At 73.8% G+C, this 20,366-nt stretch carries 22 protein-coding genes; 5 read left to right on the top strand and 17 right to left on the bottom strand.

Annotated elements, in window-relative coordinates; genetic code table 11:
- Nucleotides 1-22: 22 nt before the first annotated feature.
- The 3 genes from HOP40_RS26500 to HOP40_RS26490 form a co-directional block, all read right to left on the bottom strand.
- A complete protein-coding gene (locus HOP40_RS26500; RefSeq protein WP_172163398.1) occupies nucleotides 23-1,282 on the bottom strand; it encodes an FAD-dependent monooxygenase in 1,260 nt (419 codons plus the stop codon).
- On the bottom strand, nucleotides 1,279-2,364 hold the full coding sequence (locus tag HOP40_RS26495; protein WP_172163395.1) for a cupin domain-containing protein: 1,086 nt from the start codon (nucleotides 2,362-2,364) through the stop codon (nucleotides 1,279-1,281). Before HOP40_RS26495 ends, HOP40_RS26500 begins: the two co-directional genes overlap by 4 nt.
- 128 nt (nucleotides 2,365-2,492) lie before the next feature.
- Nucleotides 2,493-3,404 carry a MarR family winged helix-turn-helix transcriptional regulator gene (locus tag HOP40_RS26490; RefSeq protein ID WP_172163392.1) on the bottom strand — a complete coding sequence of 304 codons (912 nt, stop codon included), beginning with the start codon at nucleotides 3,402-3,404 and terminating at the stop codon, nucleotides 2,493-2,495.
- A gap of 609 nt (nucleotides 3,405-4,013) precedes the next feature.
- Here HOP40_RS26490 and HOP40_RS36105 point away from each other — a divergent pair.
- Nucleotides 4,014-4,301, top strand: a complete 288-nt coding sequence (locus HOP40_RS36105; RefSeq protein WP_240157291.1) for a hypothetical protein — start codon at nucleotides 4,014-4,016, stop codon at nucleotides 4,299-4,301.
- 36 nt (nucleotides 4,302-4,337) lie between these two features.
- On the opposite strand, the gene HOP40_RS26480 is transcribed toward HOP40_RS36105, so the two are convergent.
- The 4 genes from HOP40_RS26480 to HOP40_RS26465 form a co-directional block, all read right to left on the bottom strand.
- Nucleotides 4,338-4,568: a hypothetical protein gene (locus tag HOP40_RS26480; protein ID WP_172163386.1), complete on the bottom strand. Its 231-nt coding sequence runs from the start codon at nucleotides 4,566-4,568 to the stop codon at nucleotides 4,338-4,340.
- Between the two features lie 138 nt (nucleotides 4,569-4,706).
- Nucleotides 4,707-5,471, bottom strand: a complete 765-nt coding sequence (locus HOP40_RS26475) for an SDR family NAD(P)-dependent oxidoreductase (protein WP_172163383.1) — start codon at nucleotides 5,469-5,471, stop codon at nucleotides 4,707-4,709.
- 12 nt (nucleotides 5,472-5,483) lie between these two features.
- A complete protein-coding gene (locus HOP40_RS26470) occupies nucleotides 5,484-6,581 on the bottom strand; it encodes an LLM class flavin-dependent oxidoreductase (RefSeq protein ID WP_240157290.1) in 1,098 nt (365 codons plus the stop codon).
- 40 nt (nucleotides 6,582-6,621) lie between these two features.
- Complete coding sequence (locus tag HOP40_RS26465) at nucleotides 6,622-7,065, bottom strand: GlcG/HbpS family heme-binding protein (RefSeq protein ID WP_172163380.1); 444 nt, start codon at nucleotides 7,063-7,065, stop codon at nucleotides 6,622-6,624.
- A gap of 261 nt (nucleotides 7,066-7,326) precedes the next feature.
- On the opposite strand from HOP40_RS26465, the gene HOP40_RS26460 reads away from it, so the two are divergent.
- Nucleotides 7,327-8,124, top strand: coding sequence for an IclR family transcriptional regulator (locus HOP40_RS26460; protein WP_172163377.1), 798 nt, complete (start codon nucleotides 7,327-7,329; stop codon nucleotides 8,122-8,124).
- Between the two features lie 50 nt (nucleotides 8,125-8,174).
- On the opposite strand, the gene leuD is transcribed toward HOP40_RS26460, so the two are convergent.
- From leuD to HOP40_RS26435, 5 genes are all read right to left on the bottom strand, one after another.
- A complete protein-coding gene (leuD, locus tag HOP40_RS26455) occupies nucleotides 8,175-8,741 on the bottom strand; it encodes a 3-isopropylmalate dehydratase small subunit (protein WP_172163374.1) in 567 nt (188 codons plus the stop codon).
- Nucleotides 8,719-10,134 (bottom strand): 3-isopropylmalate dehydratase large subunit, encoded by a 1,416-nt coding sequence (leuC, locus tag HOP40_RS26450; protein ID WP_172163371.1) that lies wholly within the window; start codon nucleotides 10,132-10,134, stop codon nucleotides 8,719-8,721. Before leuC ends, leuD begins: the two co-directional genes overlap by 23 nt.
- Entirely contained in the window at nucleotides 10,134-10,997 is an 864-nt protein-coding gene (locus tag HOP40_RS26445; RefSeq protein ID WP_172163368.1) for an isocitrate lyase/PEP mutase family protein, read from the bottom strand. The genes leuC and HOP40_RS26445 overlap by 1 nt, the downstream gene beginning before the upstream one ends.
- 10 nt (nucleotides 10,998-11,007) lie before the next feature.
- On the bottom strand, nucleotides 11,008-11,826 hold the full coding sequence (locus tag HOP40_RS26440; protein WP_172163365.1) for an IclR family transcriptional regulator: 819 nt from the start codon (nucleotides 11,824-11,826) through the stop codon (nucleotides 11,008-11,010).
- A 254-nt stretch (nucleotides 11,827-12,080) separates the two neighbouring features.
- Nucleotides 12,081-15,548, bottom strand: coding sequence for an indolepyruvate ferredoxin oxidoreductase family protein (locus tag HOP40_RS26435; RefSeq protein WP_240157289.1), 3,468 nt, complete (start codon nucleotides 15,546-15,548; stop codon nucleotides 12,081-12,083).
- A 128-nt stretch (nucleotides 15,549-15,676) separates the two neighbouring features.
- On the opposite strand from HOP40_RS26435, the gene HOP40_RS26430 reads away from it, so the two are divergent.
- Nucleotides 15,677-16,126, top strand: coding sequence for an Lrp/AsnC family transcriptional regulator (locus HOP40_RS26430; RefSeq protein ID WP_172163358.1), 450 nt, complete (start codon nucleotides 15,677-15,679; stop codon nucleotides 16,124-16,126).
- Nucleotides 16,127-16,148: 22 nt separating this feature from the next.
- On the top strand, nucleotides 16,149-17,087 hold the full coding sequence (locus HOP40_RS26425) for an NADP-dependent oxidoreductase (RefSeq protein ID WP_172163355.1): 939 nt from the start codon (nucleotides 16,149-16,151) through the stop codon (nucleotides 17,085-17,087).
- Nucleotides 17,088-17,097: 10 nt separating this feature from the next.
- Here HOP40_RS26425 and HOP40_RS26420 read toward each other — a convergent pair whose 3' ends face one another.
- From HOP40_RS26420 to HOP40_RS26405, 4 genes are all read right to left on the bottom strand, one after another.
- Nucleotides 17,098-17,649: a TetR/AcrR family transcriptional regulator gene (locus HOP40_RS26420; RefSeq protein WP_172163352.1), complete on the bottom strand. Its 552-nt coding sequence runs from the start codon at nucleotides 17,647-17,649 to the stop codon at nucleotides 17,098-17,100.
- A complete protein-coding gene (locus HOP40_RS26415; protein WP_172163349.1) occupies nucleotides 17,642-18,478 on the bottom strand; it encodes an alpha/beta fold hydrolase in 837 nt (278 codons plus the stop codon). Before HOP40_RS26415 ends, HOP40_RS26420 begins: the two co-directional genes overlap by 8 nt.
- Nucleotides 18,479-18,556: 78 nt before the next feature.
- The gene (locus tag HOP40_RS26410) at nucleotides 18,557-18,763 is read right to left on the bottom strand and encodes a hypothetical protein (protein WP_172163346.1); all 207 of its coding nucleotides are present in this window, start codon (nucleotides 18,761-18,763) and stop codon (nucleotides 18,557-18,559) included.
- 38 nt (nucleotides 18,764-18,801) lie between these two features.
- A complete protein-coding gene (locus HOP40_RS26405) occupies nucleotides 18,802-19,143 on the bottom strand; it encodes a PNPOx family protein (RefSeq protein WP_172163343.1) in 342 nt (113 codons plus the stop codon).
- A gap of 88 nt (nucleotides 19,144-19,231) precedes the next feature.
- Here HOP40_RS26405 and HOP40_RS26400 point away from each other — a divergent pair, with 88 nt between their 5' ends.
- Nucleotides 19,232-19,867 (top strand): maleylpyruvate isomerase family mycothiol-dependent enzyme, encoded by a 636-nt coding sequence (locus tag HOP40_RS26400; protein ID WP_205346927.1) that lies wholly within the window; start codon nucleotides 19,232-19,234, stop codon nucleotides 19,865-19,867.
- 13 nt (nucleotides 19,868-19,880) lie between these two features.
- On the opposite strand, the gene HOP40_RS26395 is transcribed toward HOP40_RS26400, so the two are convergent.
- Entirely contained in the window at nucleotides 19,881-20,303 is a 423-nt protein-coding gene (locus HOP40_RS26395; protein WP_172163337.1) for a nuclear transport factor 2 family protein, read from the bottom strand.
- Nucleotides 20,304-20,366 lie beyond the last annotated feature (63 nt).

Raw genomic sequence — 20,366 nt, 5'->3', positions numbered from 1 at the left:
GCGTCGATCTCCAGGGTCGGGATCAGGAAGGGACGGACTGCCGGTCGTGGCCGGGCACGGCCGGTGCCGGTGCGGTCGGATCGGGCGCAGCGGGATCGGGCGCAGCGGGATCGGGCGCAGCGGCGTAGAGCCAGTCCAGCTCGCGGTAGTCGTCGGGGGCCCGGCGGCCCAGGACCCGGTCGCGCAGGGCCAGGACCAGGGGGTCCTCGGTGTGCCACAGGTCCCCCCACGGCCGGGCGCTGGTCTGGCACCGCGTCGTGCGCGGCAGGCGGGCCTGTTCGAACTCCCGGTAGGCGGCCGCCACGTCGACGGCTCCGCCGCCGGTGTGGCGGCGGAACCGGTGGCCGAGCTCGACCGCGTCCTCCAGGGCCTGGCAGGCGCCCTGCCCGAGGTACTGCAGCATCGGGTGGGCGGCGTCGCCGGTGAGGACCAGCGGCCCGTTCGTCCAGCCGGTGACCGGTTCGCGGTCGAACATCGCCCAGCTGCGGGCCCGGGGGATCCGCCCGACCGCGTCGCGCACCGGCCCGCACGCCGTCGCGAACGCCGCGTCCAGCTCCTCCGGGCCGCCCCAGTCACCGGAGGCGGTGTGCCCCTCGTGGTAGCGCGGGCTGCGGAAGACCGCGACCTGGTTGTAGAGCTCCCCCCGGCGGACCGGGTACTGCATGAGGTGGATCCCGGGCCCGATCCACAGCAGGACGTCGGTGGACGTCCCGCTCGCGGGGACGGTGCCCCGGTAGGCGGCGTACCCGCTGCACACCGGCTCGTCGGCGACGACGTGGCGCCGCAGCGCCGAGTGCAGGCCGTCGGCGGCGACCAGGGCCGGTGTCTCGTAGGTCGTTCCGTCGGCGCAGGTCACCACCGCGGTGTCGGACCGCAGCTCGACCCCGACCACCTCCCGGCGCGTCTCCAGCGTGATCGACGGGTGGTCGCGGCAGTGCCGCACGAGCGTCGCGAGCAGGTCGTGGCGGTGCAGGACGAGGTAGGGGTAGCCGTACCGCTGCGCGAACGCCGGGCCGAGCTCGAGGGTGGTGATCCGCTCGCCGGTGACCGCGTCCATCAGCACGGCGCGCTCGGGGCGGACCGCGACCGGCAGGACGTCGTCGAGGACGCCGAGGGCGTCCAGCGCCCGGCTGGCGTTCGGTCCGAACTGCAGGCCCGCCCCGATCTCCGCGAACTCGCCCGCGCGCTCCAGCAGGCGCACGCGCTGACCGCTGCGCGCGAGCGAGAGCGCCGTCGCCAGCCCGCCGATACCACCACCGACGACGAGCGCGGGAGCCGTCACCGGCCCGCTCCGGTGCGGGCGGCGGCACCGGCGGCGGACAGGTCCTGCGTGCGCATCAGCCCGAGCGCCTCCAGCACCGGGGCGTCGCTGGTGCTGAAGACGTCCATCTGCTCGCCCGCCTCCACCGACCACGGCGACCACGACGGGACCGCGAGGATGTCACCGGGCTCGGCGGGGAAGCGTTCGTCGCCGATCCGGACCGTGCCGGTGCCGTGGAGCACGCACAGCACGCGTCCGCCGGTCTGGCGCTGCAGGCCCGTCGCCGCGCCCGCGCAGGTGCGGGTGATCTCGCAGCGCATCGTCGGCAGCACGTCCCCGCCCCGGACCGGGTCGGTGTAGCGCAGCGCGGCGTGGCCGGCGCCCGTGGTGCGCAGCAGCGCCCCGAGCGCGCGGTCGGTGTCGGCCCAGCGGTAGGCGAGCAGGGGGGACCGGTGGGCGGGCAGCGCCGGGCCGTCCACCGGGACCAGGCCCGGGGCCCCTGCGTACCAGCCCTCCGAAGCGGAGCGGGGTGCGGTCCGCGTGTCCGCCTCCTCGGAGGGGCCCTCCTCGAAGAAGACCGCGTCGAGGGCCGCGACGACGGGCAGGTCGAGCACGTCCATCCAGATCATCGGCCGGTCGCCGGGGTTGTGGTGCTCGTGGAACGTCCAGCTCGGCGTGAGGACGAGATCGCCCGCCCCCATGTGCAGCGGGTCGCCGTCGACGAGGGTCCACACCCCCTCGCCCTCGACGACGAACCGCAGCGCGGCCGGGGTGTGGCGGTGGGCGGGCGCGACCTCGTGCCCGCGCAGGTACTGGACGGCGGCCCACAGCGTCGAGACCGCGTAGGGGGCACCGCCGAGGCCCGGGTTGCAGCAGGCGAGCACGCGGCGGTCGCCGCCCCGGTCGACCGGGACGAGGTCGCCCGCCCGGCTGCCCAGCTCGCGCAGCTCGCGGCCGGGCCACCGGTGGGGGAGGCCCTGCACCCGCGGTTCCGGGGTGAGCAGGCCGGACAGCTCCCACAGGGGCTGCAGGGACCGCTCGGCGAAGCTGCCGTAGAGCAGGTCGAGCTCGGGCTCGCTCGCCCGGAACCGCCGTGTCGCCATCTCCACTCCGATCTGGCAATAAAGTATGTACACGTACTATTACGCCACGACCGTACGTCCGGGGCCTCAGGACGTCAAGGGACGGCGCTCGGCGCCGATCCTCCGTGTGCGGTACGTCGCGCGACGGACTAGCGCGCCTCGTCGTAGGCGAGGGCGCGCAGCCCGTCGAGGAACGCGGCGCGGGCCTGGTCGTCGGGGAGCGGGGCGAGCACCCGCTCCTGGACGCGCTGGACGGCGGGCGTGATGCCGGTCAGCTCCTCGCGGGCCGTGTCGGTGAGCTCGAGCAGGCGCCGGCGGGCGTCGGACGGGTCGCGCGTGCGGGCCACCCAGCCGCGGCGGGCCAGCCGTCCGACGATGTCGGCCATGCTCGACTTGTCCACCGACGCGAGCTCCGCCCCGGTGCCCTGGTCGATGCCGCCGGGGTGCGACCACAGCGCGCTGAGCACGGCGTACTGCGGCGCGGTCATCGCGCGGCCGACCTCGTCGCCCCACGCCGTCGTGTGGACCTGCTGCGCCCGGCGGATCAGGTGCCCCGGCGCGTTCCCCAGTGCGAGCAGCTGCCCGTCGTCGTCGTCACGGCGCGGGGGCTCGCCGGCGTAGGCGACGACGCGCAACGCGTCGACCAGCTCCTCCGCGGCGTCGGGGGGCAGCGGGGCGAGCAGGCGCTCCTGCACGAGCTGGACCCGCCGGGTGATCTCCCCGAGCGCGGTCCGGGCGAGCGGGGTGAGGTGCAGCGACTTGCGCCGCCCGTCCGCGGGGTCGCGCGCCCAGCGCAGCCACCCCTGGCCCTCGAGGCGGGCGACGATGTCGGCGGTGCTCGACTTGTCCAGCGAGGCCCGCTCCCCGACGGCGCGCTGGTCGAGGCCGCTGTCGGCGCCGATCGCGCTGACGACCGCGTACTGGGGGCCGGTCAGGTCGCCGTTGAACTCCTGTCCCCACAGCAGGGTGTGCCGCTGCTGCGAGCGCCGGATCAGGTGGCCCGACGCCTCGCGCAGTGCGAGCACCGGCTCGGCGTGCTCCTCCGACCGCGGGTGCGACATGGGCGGGTCCTCCGACCGCTGCGTTCTCTCTCCGTGCCCGTACGACTCTACCGGACCTGCTGCTCCCTGCCGCTCAGGGGGCATGAGGAGCTGGACCACGTGTTGACACCCGGTTGCCCGACTCGTACCTTCCCCATATACTCCGTAGACGTAGTTTCGCACCGAGGAGGGCCTCGTGCCTGTAGGAACCACCGCGGGGGACAGCCGCGCCGACAGGCGTGCTCGAGGCGAGCTGGGACCAGTCGCTCGCACTGGCCCGCATGGGCGACGAGATGGCCTTCGAGGCGCTGGTCCCGGTCGGGCGCTGGCGCGGCTTCGGGGGCGAGACGAACTTCAACGGCGCGGGCTTCGAGTGCTTCACCTGGGCCGCGGGCATGGCGAGCGCCACGGAGCAGGCCGGCCTGTTCGTCACCTCGCACGTGCCGACCATGCACCCCGTCATGGCGGCCAAGCAGATCTCGACGGGCAGGGCGGGGTGTCGACCCTCTGCTCACCGCGCTCAAGAGCAAGGCGGAGCTCGCCGACCACCTGGTCACGCAGATCTGCTTCACCCCTGCCGCTACCCGGTCCTGGGCCGACGGGCTCGCGGAGCACGGGATCACGCTGCCGGTGACGGTCGGGATCCCGGGGCCGATCAGCAGGCAGAAGCTCCTGCGCATCAGCGCGACCATCGGCGTGGGCGACTCCGCCCGCTTCCTGCGCAAGCAGAGCGGGATGTTCTGGCGCTTCTTCACCCCGGGCGGCTACGACCCCACCCGGCTGGTGCGGGGGCTCGGTCCGGCCCTCGCCGACCCCACCTCTCCGGTCGCGGGTCTGCACGTCTTCACGTTCAACGACGTCGCGGGGGCCGAGCGCTGGCGGCAGGACCTGTTGCGCGACCTGCGGCGCGCCCGCTGAGCGGTCGCCGTACCGGTGGCGGCCGGGCCCGCCGCGTCAGGCGGCGTCGAGGGCGGCGCGCCCGGACGCCGTCAGGCAGACCGGGCCGGTCTCCGTGGTCGCGTCGATGAGGCCGGCGTCGGTGAGGCGGGCGCCGAGGAACTGGTCGGCGCAGCAGACGCCGTCGACGAGCAGGGTGGGTCCGTCGAGGGCGCACCTGCCCTCGTCGACGGCGCGCAGGGCGGCGCGGTCCCGGTGGTTCAGCGTGGTCGGTCTGGCTGTCGACATGGCCGTGCCTCTCTCTCGCGCGTTCTCGTCCTCGTGGTGAGGAGTGCGGGGGAGTGGCCGGATGACGCGGCCGCTGCGGTGAGCCGGCACCAGGAGCCGGCCGGGGGCCCGTCCGCTCGCACGACGGGCCCCGGCCCGTCACCGCGTCGTGTACCCGCCGTCGATGGGGATCGCCGCGCCCGTCATGAACGTGGACTCGTCGCTCGCCAGGTAGACCGCGAGCGGGACGACCTCCTCGGGCTCACCGAGCCGGTCCACCAGGTGCGACGCCCCGAGCGCCTGCAGGGTCCCCTCGGCCGCGTCGCCGAGCGAGCTGAGGAACGCCCGCGGCATCTGCGTGTCGATGATGCCCGGGCAGATCGCGTTGACGCGGATGCCGAGCGGGGCGAGGTCGGTCGCCGCCCCCTTGGAGAACATCGCGACGCCCGCCTTGGCCGCGCCGTAGACCGACATGCCCGGCATCGCGACCGATCCGCCCGCCGAGGACACGTTGATGATGGACCCGCCGCTCGTCATCAGCGGGGCGATCGCCCGGGTCAGCCGGAAGACGCTCTTCAGGTCGACGTCGAGGACGCGGTCGTACTCCTCGTCGGTGGTCTCGAGCAGCGGCTTGCCGAGGATGATGCCGTGGTTGTTGTAGAGCACGTGCACGTGCCCGTCGAGGTCCTGCCGGGCGGCCGCGACGACCTGGTCCACGCCGCCCGTGGTCGCGACGTCGGCGGTGACGAAGGTGAAGGGCAGGCCGTCGGCCTGGAGCGCCTTCTCGAGCGTGCGGCCGCCCGCCTCGTCGAGGTCGGTACCGAGGACCGTGGCGCCCTCCTCGCAGAAGCGGCGGCAGGCGATCTGTCCCATGCCCCCCGCGGCGCCGGTGATGATCGCGTTCTTGCCGGTGAGTCGGCTCATCGGAGTTCTCCTCTACTTCCGCAGTCCGGCTTCGCGCATGAGCGGGAGGATCTTCTCGCCCATGTAGTCGATCTCCTCCGAGTAGTTCAGGAACCCGAACAGGATCCCTTCCATCCCGGTATCGGACACCTGCTGGAGCGCCTCCACGACCTGCTCGGGCGTGCCCACCAGGGGCATCGTTCCCCAGCCGACGATGAACCGTTCCTTGAACCGGGCGATCTGCTCGCTGAACGAGGACTGGACCTGCATCCCCATGATGGACATGAGGTTCTCGGCGCCGGGCCAGTCGCCCTTCTCGAGGATCTCGTCGTAGACCCGCTTCGCCTCGGCCTCGGTGTCCCGGCAGATCACGATCGAGGACGTCATCGTGCTGATGTTGCGGTCGTACTCCTCGCGCGCCTTCTTCTTGACCGCCTCGGTGTAGCCGGCCATCTGCTCCAGGTCGGGCGTGACGAAGAAGTTGATGTCGGCGTACTTGGCCGCGTAGTCCATCCCCGACCTCGAGTTGCCGGCGTTGATGATCGTCGGCCGGCTCTGGACCGGGCTCGGGAGCGACTCGCAGCCCTCGGCGTGGAAGAACTTCCCGTCCACGTCGAAGGGTTCGTCGCTCGACCACAGCCGCTGGACGAACTCCAGCCACTCGGCACCGTAGGTGTAGCGCTCGTCGTGCTCCAGGAGGTCGCACTGCATCATCGCCATCTCGGGCGTGAACCACCCCATGACGACGTTGAGACCGAACCGGCCACCGGAGATGTGGTCGACGGTCGCGGCCATCTTCGCCGCGACCACCGGGTCGATCGTCGAGACGTGCGTGGTCGCGACGACGGAGATGTTCTCGGTCGCCTGGGCGATCCCGGCCGCCCACGTCAGGGTCTCGAAGCTGGTGCCGTTGAAGTTGGTGCTGCCGCCGAACCCCTTCCAGCGGGCGATCGGGACGATCACGTCGAAGCCCCATCTGTCCAGCTTCTGCGCGATCTCGATCTGGTGCTCCCAGGTGATCTCCAGGGAGCGGGGGGCTTCGGTCATGGACATCCCGCCGCTGCAGTTCGGCGAGAACACGCCGATCTTCATCGGCTGGTCGCCCAGCAGGGGAGAGGTGGACGGGGGCATGGCGTGGACCTCCGGAGTCGGATCGGGAACGGGTGGCCGGTCAGGCGGTGAAGCCGGTGGCCTTCAGCGCGGCCTCGACGACGGCCACGTCCTGCGAGTAGTGGCCGCCGCTGACACCGATGCCGCCGACGAGCAGGCCCTCGGAGACCAGCGGGAACCCGCCGCCGAACGTGACGACGCGGGGCGTGTGCACGAAACCGAGGCGCAGTGGCTCGTCGTCCTTGATGACCTCGTGCAGCTGGTGGGTCGGCGCCCCGAACGCGGCCGCGGTGTACGACTTGTCCTGCGCGATGCCGATCGTCAGCTCCGGTGCGCCGTCCATGCGGAGGAACGCCAGCAGGTTCGCCGCGGAGTCGTGCACCGCGACCGACACCGGCAGGCCCGCCTCCCGCGCGGCCGCGACCGTCGCGCCGATCAGCTTCTCGGCTCCGTCGTGCGACAGCGTCACGACACCGCGGGTGAGGTTCTGGGTGGGTGCGGACATGCGGGTACCTCTCTTCTCTTCGGGTCTGCTCGGTGCGGAGCCGGTACCGGGCGCGGGATCGCCGCGCCGGGCCGGAGACGGGGACACCCGGTGAGGACGGGGCGTCGGCAGGAGCGGCCGGAGTTCCAACCACGTAGTGGTTCTCAGAACCACTGTGCAGTCGAACGATGCCAGCGCGATGGAGGGTTGTCAATGAGCCGACCTGCGGAGATCCGCTAGGGTGGTCCGAGGAACCACGATGCGGAGAGGTCGAGGGGAAGCATGTCGCGGTCACAGGATTTCTCCAGCTCGCCCGTGCAGGTCCTGGCCAAGGCCGCGGCGGTGATGGACTGCTTCACCGTGGACACCCCGGTCCTGCACATCGGGGAGGTCAAGCGCCGCTCGGGTCTGCCGCCGACCACGACCACCCGGCTGCTGCAGTCCCTCGTCGCCGAGAACCTCCTCGAGCGCGAGGGCGACTCCTACCGGGCCGGCCTGCGGGTCCTGGCCTGGTCGGCCTCGGCGTCCGCCGGGTCGGACCTGATCAGCATGGGGGCCCCGCTGCTGGACGAGCTGCGGGACGAGACCGAGGAGACGGCGTCCCTGCAGGTCCGCAACGGGGCCCAGCGCATCACCGTCGCCACGGCGGAGTCCCTGCGCTCGATCGTGTGCCGCACGCGGGTCGGCGGACTCATGCCCATGCACGCCGGGGCCTCGGGCAAGGTGTTCATGGCCTTCGACCCCGCCGCCCTGGACGCGGCCCTGCGTGCGGGGTTGACCGCCCTGACCCCGTCGACGATCACCGACCGGGCGGAGCTCGAGGAGCGGCTGGCCGGCGTTCGTCGGGCCGGTGCGGCCGTCGCCCGGGACGAGCGGGAGCAGGGACTGAGCTCCATCTCGGCCCCCGTCCTCGGCCGCGAGGGCCGCCTGGTCGGCACGATGTCGGTCTCGGTACCGAGCTTCCGGCTCGACGCGACGAGCGAGCCCCGTTTCGTCGACGCCACCCGCCGGAGCGCCGCCGTGCTGTCGGCGCGGCTCGGACACCTCCCGCAGGCGGACGCCGCGATCGGGAGCGGCTGACGCGGGACGGGGCCCGTCCCCGCCCGGGGCGGGGACGGACCTGACGGGCGTCAGAGCTGCGTGGTGACCGGCCTCGGCAGGAGGTCGTGCGCGGTCTCGAACGCGTCGATCGCCGCGCTGCTCTCCGCGACGGTGATCGCGATGTCGTCGAGCCCGTGGGTCAGGCGGTACTTGGTGTCGGCGTCGATGTCGAACGCCCACTCCCGGCCACCGGCCCGCACGACCTGCCCGGGCAGGTCGACCGAGACCGTCCCCGCCACGACGATGCTCCGGCAGGCCTCCCGCTGCAGGCGGATCGGCAGGAGCCCGACCTTGGCGGCGTTCCCGGCGAAGATGTCGCCGAAGGAGGGCGCGATGACCACGCGGAAGCCGAAGTCCTCGATCGCCCAGGCCGCGTGCTCGCGGGAGGAGCCGCAGCCGAAGTTCTCCCCGGTGACCAGCACCGGGTTCGGCTGCAGGTCGATCTCGCCGTTCTTGCGCCAGTCGTAGAGCAGGCACTCCCCGTACCCGGCGCGCTCGACGCGCTGGAGGAAGCGGGCCGGCACGATCTGGTCGGTGTCGACGTTCTCCCGGTCGAGGAAGGTGACCCCGCCCTCAACGACGGTCAGCGGTTGCATTCTCCGGGCTCCAATCCCTGATGTCGACGAGGTGTCCGGCGATCGCGGCGGCCGCCGCCATCGCCGGGCTGACCAGGTGCGTGCGCGCCTTCGGGCCCTGCCTGCCCTCGAAGTTCCGGTTCGACGTCGAGGCGCAGCGCTGGCCGGGGGAGAGCTGCGCGTCCTCCAGCAGCGCACCGCACATGGAGCAGCCCGAGTGGTGCCACTCGAACCCGGCGTCGAGGAAGATGCGGTCGAGGCCCTCCTGCTCGGCGTCCGCCTTGACCTGCTCGGACCCGGGCACCACGCTGACGCGGACCCCGTCGGCGACGCGGTGACCGTCGACGATCCGGGCCGCCTCGCGGAGGTCCTCGATGCGGGCGTTGGTGCACGACCCGATGAAGACGTGGTCGAGCGGCAGGTCGGTCAACGAGGCACCCGGCTGCAGGCCCATGTACTCCAGGGTGCGACGACCCGCGGCGCGGTCGCTCTCCGACGCGAACGAGGCGGGGTCCGGCACCCGGTCGGCGACACCGATGACCATGCCCGGCGTGGTCCCCCAGGTCACCATCGGCGAGATGGCGCTGACGTCGACGTGCACCTCCGCGTCGAACACGGCGCCCTCGTCGGTGCGCAGCGCCCGCCACACCTCCACCGCGGCGTCGAAGTCCGCCGGTGCCCCCGGACGGCCGCGCAGCCACGCGAAGGTGGTCTCGTCCGGAGCGATCATCCCGGAACGGCCGCCGCCCTCGATCGTCATGTTGCAGATCGTCATCCGCCCGGCCATGCCGAGCCGCTCGATGACCGGCCCCGTGTACTCCACGGCGTGCCCGACGAACCCCGACGTGCCGACCTGGCCGATCGTGGCCATGATCAGGTCCTTCGGCGTGACGCCGTGGCCCATCTCGCCGGTGAACACGACGCGCAGCGACTTCGGCTTCTTCATCGGCAGGGTCTGGGTGGCGAAGACGTGCTCGGCCTGCGAGGTCCCGATCCCGAAGCCGAGCGCCCCGAACGCGCCGTGCGTGGCGGTGTGGCTGTCGCCGCACACGATCGTCATCCCCGGCTGGGTGATCCCGAGCTCCGGACCGATGACGTGCACGATCCCCTGCCGGCCCGAGCCCAGGGAGTACAGCGGGATCCCGAACTCGTCGCAGTTCTCCTCCAGCGTCACCACCTGGCGCCGTGACAGGGCGTCGACGATGAGGTTCGCCGATCGGACCCCGTCCGTCGGCACGCTGTGGTCGGCCGTCGCGAGCGTCCGGTCCGGGCGCCGGACCGTCCGGCCGGACGCGCGGAGGCCGCCGAAGGCCTGCGGCGAGCTGAGCTCGTGGATCAGGTGCAGGTCGATGTACATCAGGCCCGGGGCGACCTCGTGGGCGTCCCAGATCTTGTCCAGCATGGTGCGCGGCATCAGAAGCCCGCCTCCTCGAGAGCGGCCCACCGGCTCATCCCGACGGTCTCGAAGAGCTCGCGCGGGCTGGCGATCCGCTGCGACGGGGCGCCGGTCAGCGTGGTCAGCTCGTCGGCCATGGCCTGGGCCGCGGGGAACAGCATCGCCGCCGGGTACACCACCATCGTGTAGCCGAGGGCCTCCAGCTCGTCCTCGCCGATCTCCGGTGTCCTGCCGCCGGCGACGGAGTTGAACATCAGGGCGGCGCCGGTGACCTCGTCGGCGATCCGCTCGATCTCGTGGCGGGTCTCCGGCGCCTCGACGAAGACGACGTCGGCACCCTCCGCGGCGAAGGTCTTCCCGCGGTCGATCGCGGCGTCGATCCCGAGCGGCCCGCGGGAGTCGGTGCGGGCGATGATCACGGTGTCCGCGCGGCGGGCGTTGCGGGCGGCGTGCAGCTTGGCCACGTAGTCCTCGACCGGCACGACCTGCTTGCCCGACAGGTGGCCGCAGCGCCGCTTCGAGGTGACCTGGTCCTCGAACATGATCCCGGCGGCGCCGGCCCGCTCGAGCGACTCGACCGTGCGGGTCACGTTGAGCACCTCGCCGAATCCCGTGTCGGCGTCGACGAGCAGCGGGCCCCCGAACGAGCTCGCGGCCACGGTCGCGGCGTCGGCCAGCTCCGAGCCGGTGACCAGGCCGAGGTCGGGCACTCCGTACCGGGAGGCCGAGACCCCGGCGCCGCCCAGGAAGGCGACCTCGAAGCCCGCCACCCGGGCCACGTGGGCGCTGATCCCGTCGTAGACGCCGGGGACGCGCAGCAGGCCGGGCCCGGCGAGCGCGGCCCGGAGCGTCGCGCTCGCCGGGGGAGTCGTGGTTCTCATCGGTGGCACCTCATTCGTTGACGTCGTTCCGGAGCGGCAGGTCGGGAGCCGGGTCCTCCGGTGAGCTGTGGCCGAGCCGGCTGGACACCGCGTCCGCCGTGCGCGCGACCGCGGTGACGAAGCGGAGCTCGTGGCCGGCGTGCAGCCGGTAGGACGACATCGCGACCGACACCGTGCCCGCCAGGCGCCCGCCCGCCGCGAAGACCGGAGCGGACAGGGAGCTGAGTCCCTGTTCGCGCTCGTCGCGGGCGACGGCGACGCCGTTCTCGCGGACGCGGGCGAGCTCGTCCTCGAGCGCGGACCGGTCGGTGATCGTGGCGGGGGTGAACGGGACCAGTCCCGCGGCGAGCGCGGCGTCCAGGGCCGCCGGGTCGAAGGCCATGAACACCTTGCCCGAGGCCCCGGCGTGCAGGGGCATGAGTCCACCGACGCGGGCCCGGAACGCGATCGAGCGCCGGGACTCGGCGGTGGCGACGGTGATCCGGTGCGCTCCGTTGCGCACCTGGAGGGACGCCGTCTCCTCGGTCCGGTCCCGCAGCTCGTCGAGCAGCGGGGCGCCGAGGGCGATCAGGTCCGAGCCGGTGGTGGCCGAGGCCGACCAGGCCAGCACGCGCAGCCCGGCCCGGTAGGAGTCGCCCTCGCGTTCGAGGAGGTTCTCCGCTACCAGCGCCTGCAGCAACCGCGTGGTCGTGGTCGGCGGCAGGCCCGCCAGGCGCTTGATCTCGGCGACGTGGAGGACGGGGTGGTCGGCCGTGAAGCAGTCCATGACGGCCGCGGCCCTGACCAGGACCTGCACCGGCGAGCCGGCGGGACCCTCTGTGCGGATCATGCTTCCCCCTGGAGATCGACCGCCTGTGCGACCGCATCGTGGTTCTGAGATCCACGGTACGGATGACGCTAGGTCGTCGCCGCGGTCGCGTCAAGCGCCCGCTCACCCCGGCCGGGTTGCAGCAAGGCCACCTTCACGCAACGAACCGTCCACAAGGTGGCCTTGCTGCAACTCCGGCGGCAGGGGAGAACGACGAAGGGCGGCGGCGGGGACGTCGCCGTCCCCACCACCGCCCGTGTCGGTCCTCCAACCGGCTACCGCACCCCGACCTCCAGGCGCGCGGTCAGCTCGGCGGCCCGCTCCCGGAAGCGGGTCACGTTCGCCAGCTTGACGTCCTCGTAGCCGCGGACCAGGTCCGGCAGTGCGGCCAGCTCCTCGACCACCTCGGCGGACTCCGGGGTCAGGTGCCCCAGGGCGCTCCGCACCAGCTGCTGGTACTCGCCGATGAGGGCGCGCTCGGTGCGGCGCACCGCGGCGTAGCCGAAGACGTCGAACGGCGTGCCGCGCAGCCGCTTCGCAGCCCGCAGGGCGCGGAAGGCGGGTGTCGCCGTCGCCCGGAGCCTGATCTTGCGCTGCACGCCCAGCGCCCGCAGGAACGGCGGGTGCAGCAGGACCGCCACCCGGGCGTCGGGTCCGTGCTCCTCCGTCCGCCGGGCGACCTCCACAGGGTCGAGGTGCAGCCGGGCGACCTCGTACTCGTCCTTGTAGGCCATCAGCTTGTGCAGGCCGCGCGCGTAGGCGGTGCCGATCCGGTCGCCGGTCTCCGCGCCCGCCGCCGCCGTGGCGCGGTCGCGGACGCGGCGCACCTCCTGGGCGTAGCGGCCGGCGTAGGCCGCGTCCTGGAAGTCGGTCAGGTCGGCGATGCGGACGGCGAGGACCTCGCCCAGCCCGATCTCCTCCGCCCGGGCCCGGGACGCGGCGTCGACGACGACCGGCTCCGGAGCCGGCACCTCGACGGCGGCCCGCACGGCGGCCGGGTCCTGCACCGCGGCCCGGCCCCACCGGAAGGCGGTGAGGGTGTTCTCCACCGCCGCGCCGTTGAGGCGGATCGCCTGCTCCAGGGCCTCCGCGCCGACGGGCAGCACGCCGGCCTGGTAGGCCGCGCCCAGCAGCACCATGTTGGTGGGCATGTGGTCGCCGAAGAGCCGCTCGGCGAGCCGCTGCGCGTCCAGGTGGACCTGCTCGGCCGTCGCCGCGGCGATCCGCTCCAGCGCGTCGTCCGGCGAGCCGGGCAGCACGACCCGGCCGATGACCATCTGGGCGGTGGGCACGACCGTCGAGCTCACCACCGCGACGGTCCGGTCGGGGACGCAGACGCCGAGGTTGGCGTCGTCGGCGGCGCCGAGCAGGTCGAACCCGACCAGCACGTCGACGGTCGCCCGGGTGGCCCGCAGAGAGCCGGTCACCGGGGACTTGGAGATCCGGACGTCGGAGACGACGGGGCCGCCCTTCTGCGCGAGCCCGATCTGCTCCAGCCCGGCGGCGAAGCGGCCGTCGAGGTGCGCCGCCATCTGCAGGATCTTCGACGCCGTGACCACGCCGGTGCCGCCGATGCCGGGCATCCGGAGCAGCACGTCCTGCTCGGCGAACCGCTTCGCCGGCTCGCGGAGCTCGACGGGCAGCTCCGGGCGGACGCGCTCGCGGCGGGTCCCGGGCTCGACCAGGAGGAACGAGGGGCAGTCGCCCTCGAGGCAGGAGAAGTCGGAGTTGCACGACGACTGGTGGATCCGGGTCTTGCGGCCGAACTCCGTGTGCACCGGCTGCACCGAGAGGCAGGTGGACTTGTCGCCGCAGTCCCCGCAGCCCTCGCACACCCGCTCGTTGACCACCACGCGTTCGGTGACGGCCGGGAGTGCGCCGCGCTTGCGCAGCCGGCGCTCCTCGGTGGCGCAGCGGTCGTCGTGCAGCAGCACGGTGACGCCGTCGACCGCGGCCAGCTCGCGCTCCACGTCGGGCAGGTCGTCGCGGTGGCGCACCGTGGCGATCGGATCGAGCGCCACGCCGCGGTAGGAGGCGGGCTCGTCGGTCGTGACGACGATCTTCCGCACCCCCTCGACGGCCAGCAGCCGGACCACCGACGGGACGTCGAGCCGGCCCTCCGCGCGCTGGCCCCCGGTCATGGCGACGGCGTCGTTGTAGAGGAGCTTGTAGGTCATCCGCACACCGGCGGCGACGGCGGCCCGGACGGCCAGGGAGCCCGAGTGGTGGAAGGTGCCGTCGCCCAGGTTCTGGATCAGCGTCGGGTCGTCGGTGAACGGTGCGAGGCCGATCCACTGCGCGCCCTCGCCGCCCATCTGCGTCAGCCCGATCTGGGTGCCGCGGCCCTCGCCCTCCAGCGCGATGAGGGCGTGGCAGCCGATGCCGACGCCGACGAGCGTGTCGTCGGCGGTGCGGGTGGAGCGGTTGTGCGGACAGCCCGAGCAGAAGAACGGCGTGCGCGGGGCCGACGTGGCGAGCGACAGCTCGATGCGGGACCGCCGCCGGGGCCGCAGTCGCTCCAGGTGCGCCTGCGCGCGGTCCGGCAGCCGGTCGGGCCCGACCAGCGCCGACAGGCGCGCGCCCAGCACCAGCGCGACGTCCTCGGCCGCGACCTGGCTGCGCCCGGTCAGCAGCGGGCGGCCCGTCTCGTCCTTGCGCCCCACCACGTTCGGCGCGTCCGGGCGCCGGTAGAGCGCCTGCTTGAGCGCGCCCTCCACGAAGGGCACCTTGTCCTCGACGACGAACACCTCCTCGAGGCCCTCGGTGAGGGCGACGAGGTGCTCGGGGTCGAGCGGGTGGGGCATGCCGAGCCGGACGACCCGCAGGCCCAGCGCGTCCATCGCGGCCTCGTCCAGGCCGAGGTCGTCCAGCGCCCGTTCGACGACCGCGTGCGCCGTGCCGGACGCCACGATCCCCAGCCGCGCGCGGCGGGCGGAGAACGTGATCCGGTTGAGCCCGTGCTCGGTGCCGTAGCGGCGGGCGAGGTCCAGGCGCCGGGTGAGCATGTCGTCCTCGGCGTCGAGCCCGGTCACGCCGACGATCGGGGGGAGCAGCGGGCGCGGCGTCGCCGGGGGCCGCGGGATGCCGTGGCGCAGCGCGCCCACGTCGATCACCGCCGCCGAGTCCGCGACGTCCGCGACGATCTTCATCCCGGTCCACAGGCCGCTCGCCCGCGAGAGGGCGACGGCGTGCAGGCCGTACTCGATGATCTCGGCGACGCTGCCCGGGGCGAACAGCGGCAGCGCCAGGCTCTGGGCCATCGGCTCGCAGGAGCTGGGCACGGTCGAGGACTTGCACGACGGGTCGTCGCCGATCCAGGCGACGGCCCCGCCGGTCGTGGAGGTGCCGGCGAGCTGTCCGTGGCGGATCGCGTCCGCGGCCCGGTCGAGCCCGGGGGCCTTGCCGTACCAGAAGCCGGTGACGCCGGAGTGGCGGCGGCCGGGCAGCGCGGCGAGCATCTGGGTGCCCGCGACGGCGGTCGCGGCGAGCTCCTCGTTGACGCCCGGCCGGAAGACCACCCCGGTCTCCTGCAGGTGCCGCCGCGCGCGGCCCATCTCCAGGTCCACCCCGCCCAGCGGCGACCCCTGGTACCCGGACACGAACGCGCCGGTGTCGAGCCCGAGCTCGGCGTCGAAGCGGCGCTGCTCCAGGACCAGCCGCACCAGGGCCTCGATCCCCGAGACCAGTGCGCGACCCGACGTCGCGCCGTACTTGTCGTCGAGATCAACCGCGTTCGCGTGCACGGGGGGTACCTCCTCGTGGTGGGGTGGTCCGAGGAAACGTGGCGCCGCCACTGCAGCGCAAGATGCGAAGCCGAAACGGCGGCCGACGCGCAGGATCATGACGCCAGGACGGCCGTACACTCCTTTTCGTGCGTGACGCGGACCTGCTCGACGAGACCGACCACCGCCTCCTCGCCCTGCTGGAGGCCGACGGGCGGCGCACGTTCGCCGACCTCGCGACGCAGGTCGCGCTGTCGCAGCCGGCGGTGAAGCGGCGCGTCGACCGGCTCGTCGCCCTCGGCGTGATCCGCGGGTTCACCGCGGTGATCGACCACGCGCTGGTCGGCAGGCCGCTGGAGGCCTTCTGCGAGCTCCGCTTCCAGGGCGCCACCTCCCCGGAGGCGATGGAGGGGCTCCAGCGCGACCTCGCGGAGATCGAGGCCGTCTACGTGCTGGCCGGCGACTTCGACGCGCTGTGCCGGGTGCGGGTGCGCGACATGCTGCACCTGCGCGACGTGGTCGCGCGGCTGCGCACCCGGGCGGGCGTGGTGGGGACCAAGACGCTCATGGTCATGAGCAGCGTCCACCGCCTGCACTGAGGCGGTCTGCTAGACACCGTGCATGCGCGCGATGGTCTGTGAGACGCCCGGCGGTCCCGAAGCGCTGGTCCTCCAGGACGTCCCGGTGCCCGAGCCCGGGCCCGGGGAGGTCCGGGTGCGGGTCGAGGCCGCGGGGGTCAACCCGATCGACTGGAAGACGCGCTCGGGCCTGGGACCTGCGAAGTCGTTCGGCGGCAGACCCTTCGTGGTCGGCTGGGACGTGGCCGGGGTCGTCGACGCGCTCGGCCCCGGCGCGACCGGCCTGGAGCCGGGCGACCCCGTGCTCGGCATGGCACGCTTCCCGAGTCCGGACGGCGCCTACGCGGAGTTCGTCACGGCGCCCGCGGGCCACTTCCGGGTGCGCCCGCCCGACATGGACGCCGTCGAGGCGGCCGCGCTCCCGCTCGCCGGGATGACGGCGTGGCAGAGCCTGTACGAGGTGGGCCGCCTGGCTGCGGGTCAGCGCGTGCTGATCCACGCCGCCGCCGGTGGCGTCGGGCACCTCGCGGTGCAGATCGCCAAGGCGGGCGGCGCCCACGTGGTCGGCACAGCGTCCGCCGGCAAGCAGGACCTGCTCCGGGAGCTCGGCTGCGACCAGGTCGTGGACTACCGGGCGGAGCGGTTCGAGGAGGTCGTCGAGCCCGTCGACCTGGTCTACGACCTCGTCGGCGGCGAGACGGCGGTGCGCTCGTTCGCCCTGGTGAAGCCCTCCGGGATGCTCATCTGCCTGCCGACCGTCGCCGTCGACGCCGCGCTCGACGCGGCCCGCGAGCACGGGGTGCGGGCGTCCGGCGCGCACGTCGTGCCGGGTGGGCCCGGTCTCGACGAGCTGCTCGCCCTCCGCGCGGCGGGGCGGTTGCGCGTGCTCGTCGCCGGGACGTTCCCGCTCGAGCAGGCGGCCGACGCCCACCGGCTCGGCGAGCAGGGACGGACGACGGGGAAGATCGTCCTGACGGTGTAGGCGCCCGTTCTCACCCGGCGGGCGGTGTCCTCAGCCCGGCGGTGACCACGTGCACGAGCAGGTCGTAGGACTCCTCCAGGTCCTCGCGGCGCTGGAACGCGCCCTCGATCTCCAGCACCGCGAAGCCGTGCACGGCGGCGCGCAGGCAGCGGGCCGCGTGGATCGGGTCGAGGTCGTAGGCGCGCAGCGACGCCACCAGCACGTCGACCAGCTTCTCCCCGGCCTGCGCGGCGATCGGCGAGGGCGCCTGGTCGGCCGCCGCGTAGCGCTGCGGGTGCTCGCGCACGTACTCGCGCCACGCCGTCATCAGGGCGCGGACCGCCTCGTCGCCGGAGCGGCCCTGCACGACGCCGCCGATGCGCTCGGCCAGCTCGTCGACGACCCGGACCGACAGCAGCGAGCGCAGCTCGGCCAGGCTGCGGACGTGCTTGTAGAGCGACGGCGTCGCGACGCCCGCACGGGCCGCCACCGCGGCCAGCGTGAGCGCGGCGGCGCCCTCGTCGTCGACCAGGTCCAGGGCGATGCCGACCACCGCGTCCGCGGACAGCGCCGCCCTACCCACGGGCGTCGGCCCGGAGGAACGACAGGACGGCCGCCACCACCTCGGCCGGGAACTGCACGTGCGGGTAGTGACCGGCCCCGTCGACGACCTCGACCCGGCCCAGCCCGGGCGCCATGGCCGCCACGACGCCCTCGCCCTCGGCGCGCGCGTCGGTCCAGTCGGGGTCCAGCGAGCCTTCGATGATCAGGGTGGGGCACCGGACGGCGCCGAGCTGGGCGCCGGCGTCGGTGGGCGCCGAGGTGCCCATCGCGGCGACCACCGCCATCCGGCCGGGCCTGCGCAGGTCGTCCTCGACCGCGGCCAGGTGCTCGGCGACCCCGGCGGGCCGGGCCCCGGGGTAGGCGTGGTCGAGGTAGCGCATCCACAGCCCGACGCTGCGGAACAGGCCGGCGCCGACGAGCAGGGCCATGCCGGTGCGGTACCGCGCGTCGGTGACGAGGCCGCGCACGTCGATCTTCTGCGCACGGGTGAAGGGGCTGATGCCGACGACGGCGTCGACCAGGCCGGGCTCCTGCGCCGCGGCGATGGTGGCGGCGCCGCCGGCGAAGGAGTGGCCCACCAGCACGGCGGGGCCACCGAGGTGCCGCACCACGGCGAGCAGGTCGGCCGCGGAGTCGGTGCGGGTGTAGGACGCCCACCCGGTGCTCGACGCGCCGTGCCCGCGCTGGTCGACCGACGCGACGCGGTACCCGGCGCCCGCGAGCGCGGCCGCCATCTCGCCGAAGGCGCCGCGGTTGTCGCCCATGCCGTGGGCCAGGACGACCAGCGGCCCCTCACCGATCACGTCGTAGGCGAGCCGGCCGCCGTCGTGCTCCAGGAACTCCGTCATGTCCATGCACCCCTTGGCTAATGTGTGTAGCCATGAAGCTAATGGCATTAGCCGACGGGGTCAAGGGGCTCCGGACGGTCAGCGGTCGTCGTCGTCCACCGCCGGCTGGTGGCCCTGCGCGGCGGGGACGTCGACCTGCGGCCCGCCCGGCACCTCGGCCATCGGCTCGACGCCCGCGGCCAGGTCGTCGGGCCGGGCGGACGGCGGCGAGGCGTGCTGCTGCTCGGCGGCGGCGCGCCGCCCGTCGTCGGTGCGCTCCTGCGGGTTCGTGTCGTCGGAGGTCATGGTGGCGACGTACCCGCGGCGCGCGGCGCCCATCCGCGTCAGACCGGGTCGAGGCGCACCGCCACGACGACGCGCCGGCCGGCGCGGCGGGCGACGCCGTGACCCGTTCGCTCGACGCCCCCGAGTCGGACCGCGAGCGGCCCGCCCTCGCCGGTGAAGCCGCGCCACCAGCTCTTCCTGTCGGGGAACTCGACCCGGATCGTCACGTCGTCGCCGTCGCGCCGGTAGGCGACGGGGAGGGAGAACGTGCGGCCCGACCGGCGACCGGTGTAGGTCACCACCGTCATCGACCCCCCGAGCAGCCGGCCCCACCGGGGCGAGAGGACGAGCGGCCGGACGACCGCGTTCGCCGCGGCCGCCAGGTTCTGGAACGTGCCCATGCGTGTTCCTCCCGTGGGTGCTGCCTCCGGTCTACAGCACCGGCGCGGCCGGTGGACGACGCACCGCGGGGGAGGAGAGGGTGGTCCCGTGGACGTGGACGAGGCCCTGCCGGCCACCCGGATCGAACGGCTCGCCGTCGCCGACCTGCTCGACGGGCTGGGCCCCGGCGAGTGGGAGCGGGCGTCGCTGTGCGCGGGGTGGACGGTGCACGACGTCGTGGCCCACATGACCTGGGTGACGCGCCTGTCGCTGCGCAGTGCGGTCGTCGGGCTCGTGCGGGCCCGGGGCGACCTCGACCGGCTCATCGCCGGGTCCGCCCGGGAGCGGGCAGCCCGGTACGCGCCGGAGGAGCTGGTCGGGCAGCTGCGGGAGACCGCCGCGTCGCCGCGCCGCCCGCCGGGCACGACAGTGTGGGACCCGCTGGTCGACGTCCTGGTGCACGGTCAGGACGTCGCGCGTCCGCTGGGCCGGGAGCTCGTGATGCCGCTGCGCCCCGTCCTCGGCGCCCTGACCCACGTCTGGTCCACCTCGACCTACGGGACGCCGGAGCGGTTCGCCGGGATCCGGTTCCGGGCCACCGACGCGGACTGGTCGGCCGGCCACGGTGGCCACGAGGTCAGCGGACCGGCGGGTGATCTCCTGCTGCTGTCCACAGGGCGTGCGGTGGCGCTGGACGCCGTGCAGGGTGCGGGGGACGAGGTGCGCCGCCGGCTGGACGCCTGAGCGGCGGCCGGGCTCAGTCGTCGAGCAGCCAGGGCATGAACGGGACCAGCGGCGTCACGTCGGCGTACAGCTTCTCGGTGTGCATCTCGGCCCCGTCGAACAGGAAGACGCCCATCGAGCGGACCTCGACGACCTGGCCCGTCTGCTGCCCGTCGAACCCGTCGGGGAAGACGGTCAGCACCTCGACGGCCGTGGCGTCGTCGCCGTGGTAGAACGCCTCGCCGATGTGGGTGTTGGGCCCCATCGAGTCGAAGAAGGTCTGCAGGAACTTCCGCACGTCGTCGCTGCCCCGGACGGTCTTGCCCGCGCTGACGAGGTCGTAGGCGGGCTCGCCGCCGAAGGTCGCGAGGACGGCGTCGACGTCCTTGGCGCTCTCGCCGTCGAGGTGGGCGGCGAGCACCTGCTCGCGGGCGGCGATGATCTCGGGGGTCAGCATGGTGGGGGCGTCCCTTCCAGGGCGGAGAGCTGTCGACAATCGACGGTCCGTCGTCGCGATCAT

The sequence above is a fragment of the Pseudonocardia broussonetiae genome (assembly GCF_013155125.1).
GTDB lineage: Bacteria > Actinomycetota > Actinomycetes > Mycobacteriales > Pseudonocardiaceae > Pseudonocardia > Pseudonocardia broussonetiae.
This window is presented reverse-complemented; position numbering and strand designations above follow the sequence as displayed.

Excerpts from the sequence above, each read along its gene's own strand:
- HOP40_RS26445 (WP_172163368.1), bottom strand. The coding sequence starts at position 10,997 with ATGAGAACCACGACTCCCCCGGCGAGCGCGACGCTCCGGGCCGCGCTC.
- HOP40_RS26465 (WP_172163380.1), bottom strand. The coding sequence starts at position 7,065 with ATGTCCGCACCCACCCAGAACCTCACCCGCGGTGTCGTGACGCTGTCG.
- leuC (WP_172163371.1), bottom strand. The coding sequence starts at position 10,134 with ATGCCGCGCACCATGCTGGACAAGATCTGGGACGCCCACGAGGTCGCC.
- HOP40_RS26410 (WP_172163346.1), bottom strand. The coding sequence starts at position 18,763 with ATGACCTCCGACGACACGAACCCGCAGGAGCGCACCGACGACGGGCGG.
- HOP40_RS26475 (WP_172163383.1), bottom strand. The coding sequence starts at position 5,471 with ATGAGCCGACTCACCGGCAAGAACGCGATCATCACCGGCGCCGCGGGG.
- leuD (WP_172163374.1), bottom strand. The coding sequence starts at position 8,741 with ATGCAACCGCTGACCGTCGTTGAGGGCGGGGTCACCTTCCTCGACCGG.
- HOP40_RS26415 (WP_172163349.1), bottom strand. The coding sequence starts at position 18,478 with ATGACGGAGTTCCTGGAGCACGACGGCGGCCGGCTCGCCTACGACGTG.
- HOP40_RS26395 (WP_172163337.1), bottom strand. The coding sequence starts at position 20,303 with ATGCTGACCCCCGAGATCATCGCCGCCCGCGAGCAGGTGCTCGCCGCC.
- HOP40_RS26480 (WP_172163386.1), bottom strand. The coding sequence starts at position 4,568 with ATGTCGACAGCCAGACCGACCACGCTGAACCACCGGGACCGCGCCGCC.
- HOP40_RS26490 (WP_172163392.1), bottom strand. The coding sequence starts at position 3,404 with ATGTCGCACCCGCGGTCGGAGGAGCACGCCGAGCCGGTGCTCGCACTG.
- HOP40_RS26460 (WP_172163377.1), top strand. The coding sequence starts at position 7,327 with ATGTCGCGGTCACAGGATTTCTCCAGCTCGCCCGTGCAGGTCCTGGCC.
- HOP40_RS26405 (WP_172163343.1), bottom strand. The coding sequence starts at position 19,143 with ATGGGCACGTTCCAGAACCTGGCGGCCGCGGCGAACGCGGTCGTCCGG.
- HOP40_RS26470 (WP_240157290.1), bottom strand. The coding sequence starts at position 6,581 with ATGCCCCCGTCCACCTCTCCCCTGCTGGGCGACCAGCCGATGAAGATC.
- HOP40_RS26495 (WP_172163395.1), bottom strand. The coding sequence starts at position 2,364 with ATGGCGACACGGCGGTTCCGGGCGAGCGAGCCCGAGCTCGACCTGCTC.
- HOP40_RS26425 (WP_172163355.1), top strand. The coding sequence starts at position 16,149 with ATGCGCGCGATGGTCTGTGAGACGCCCGGCGGTCCCGAAGCGCTGGTC.
- HOP40_RS26440 (WP_172163365.1), bottom strand. The coding sequence starts at position 11,826 with ATGATCCGCACAGAGGGTCCCGCCGGCTCGCCGGTGCAGGTCCTGGTC.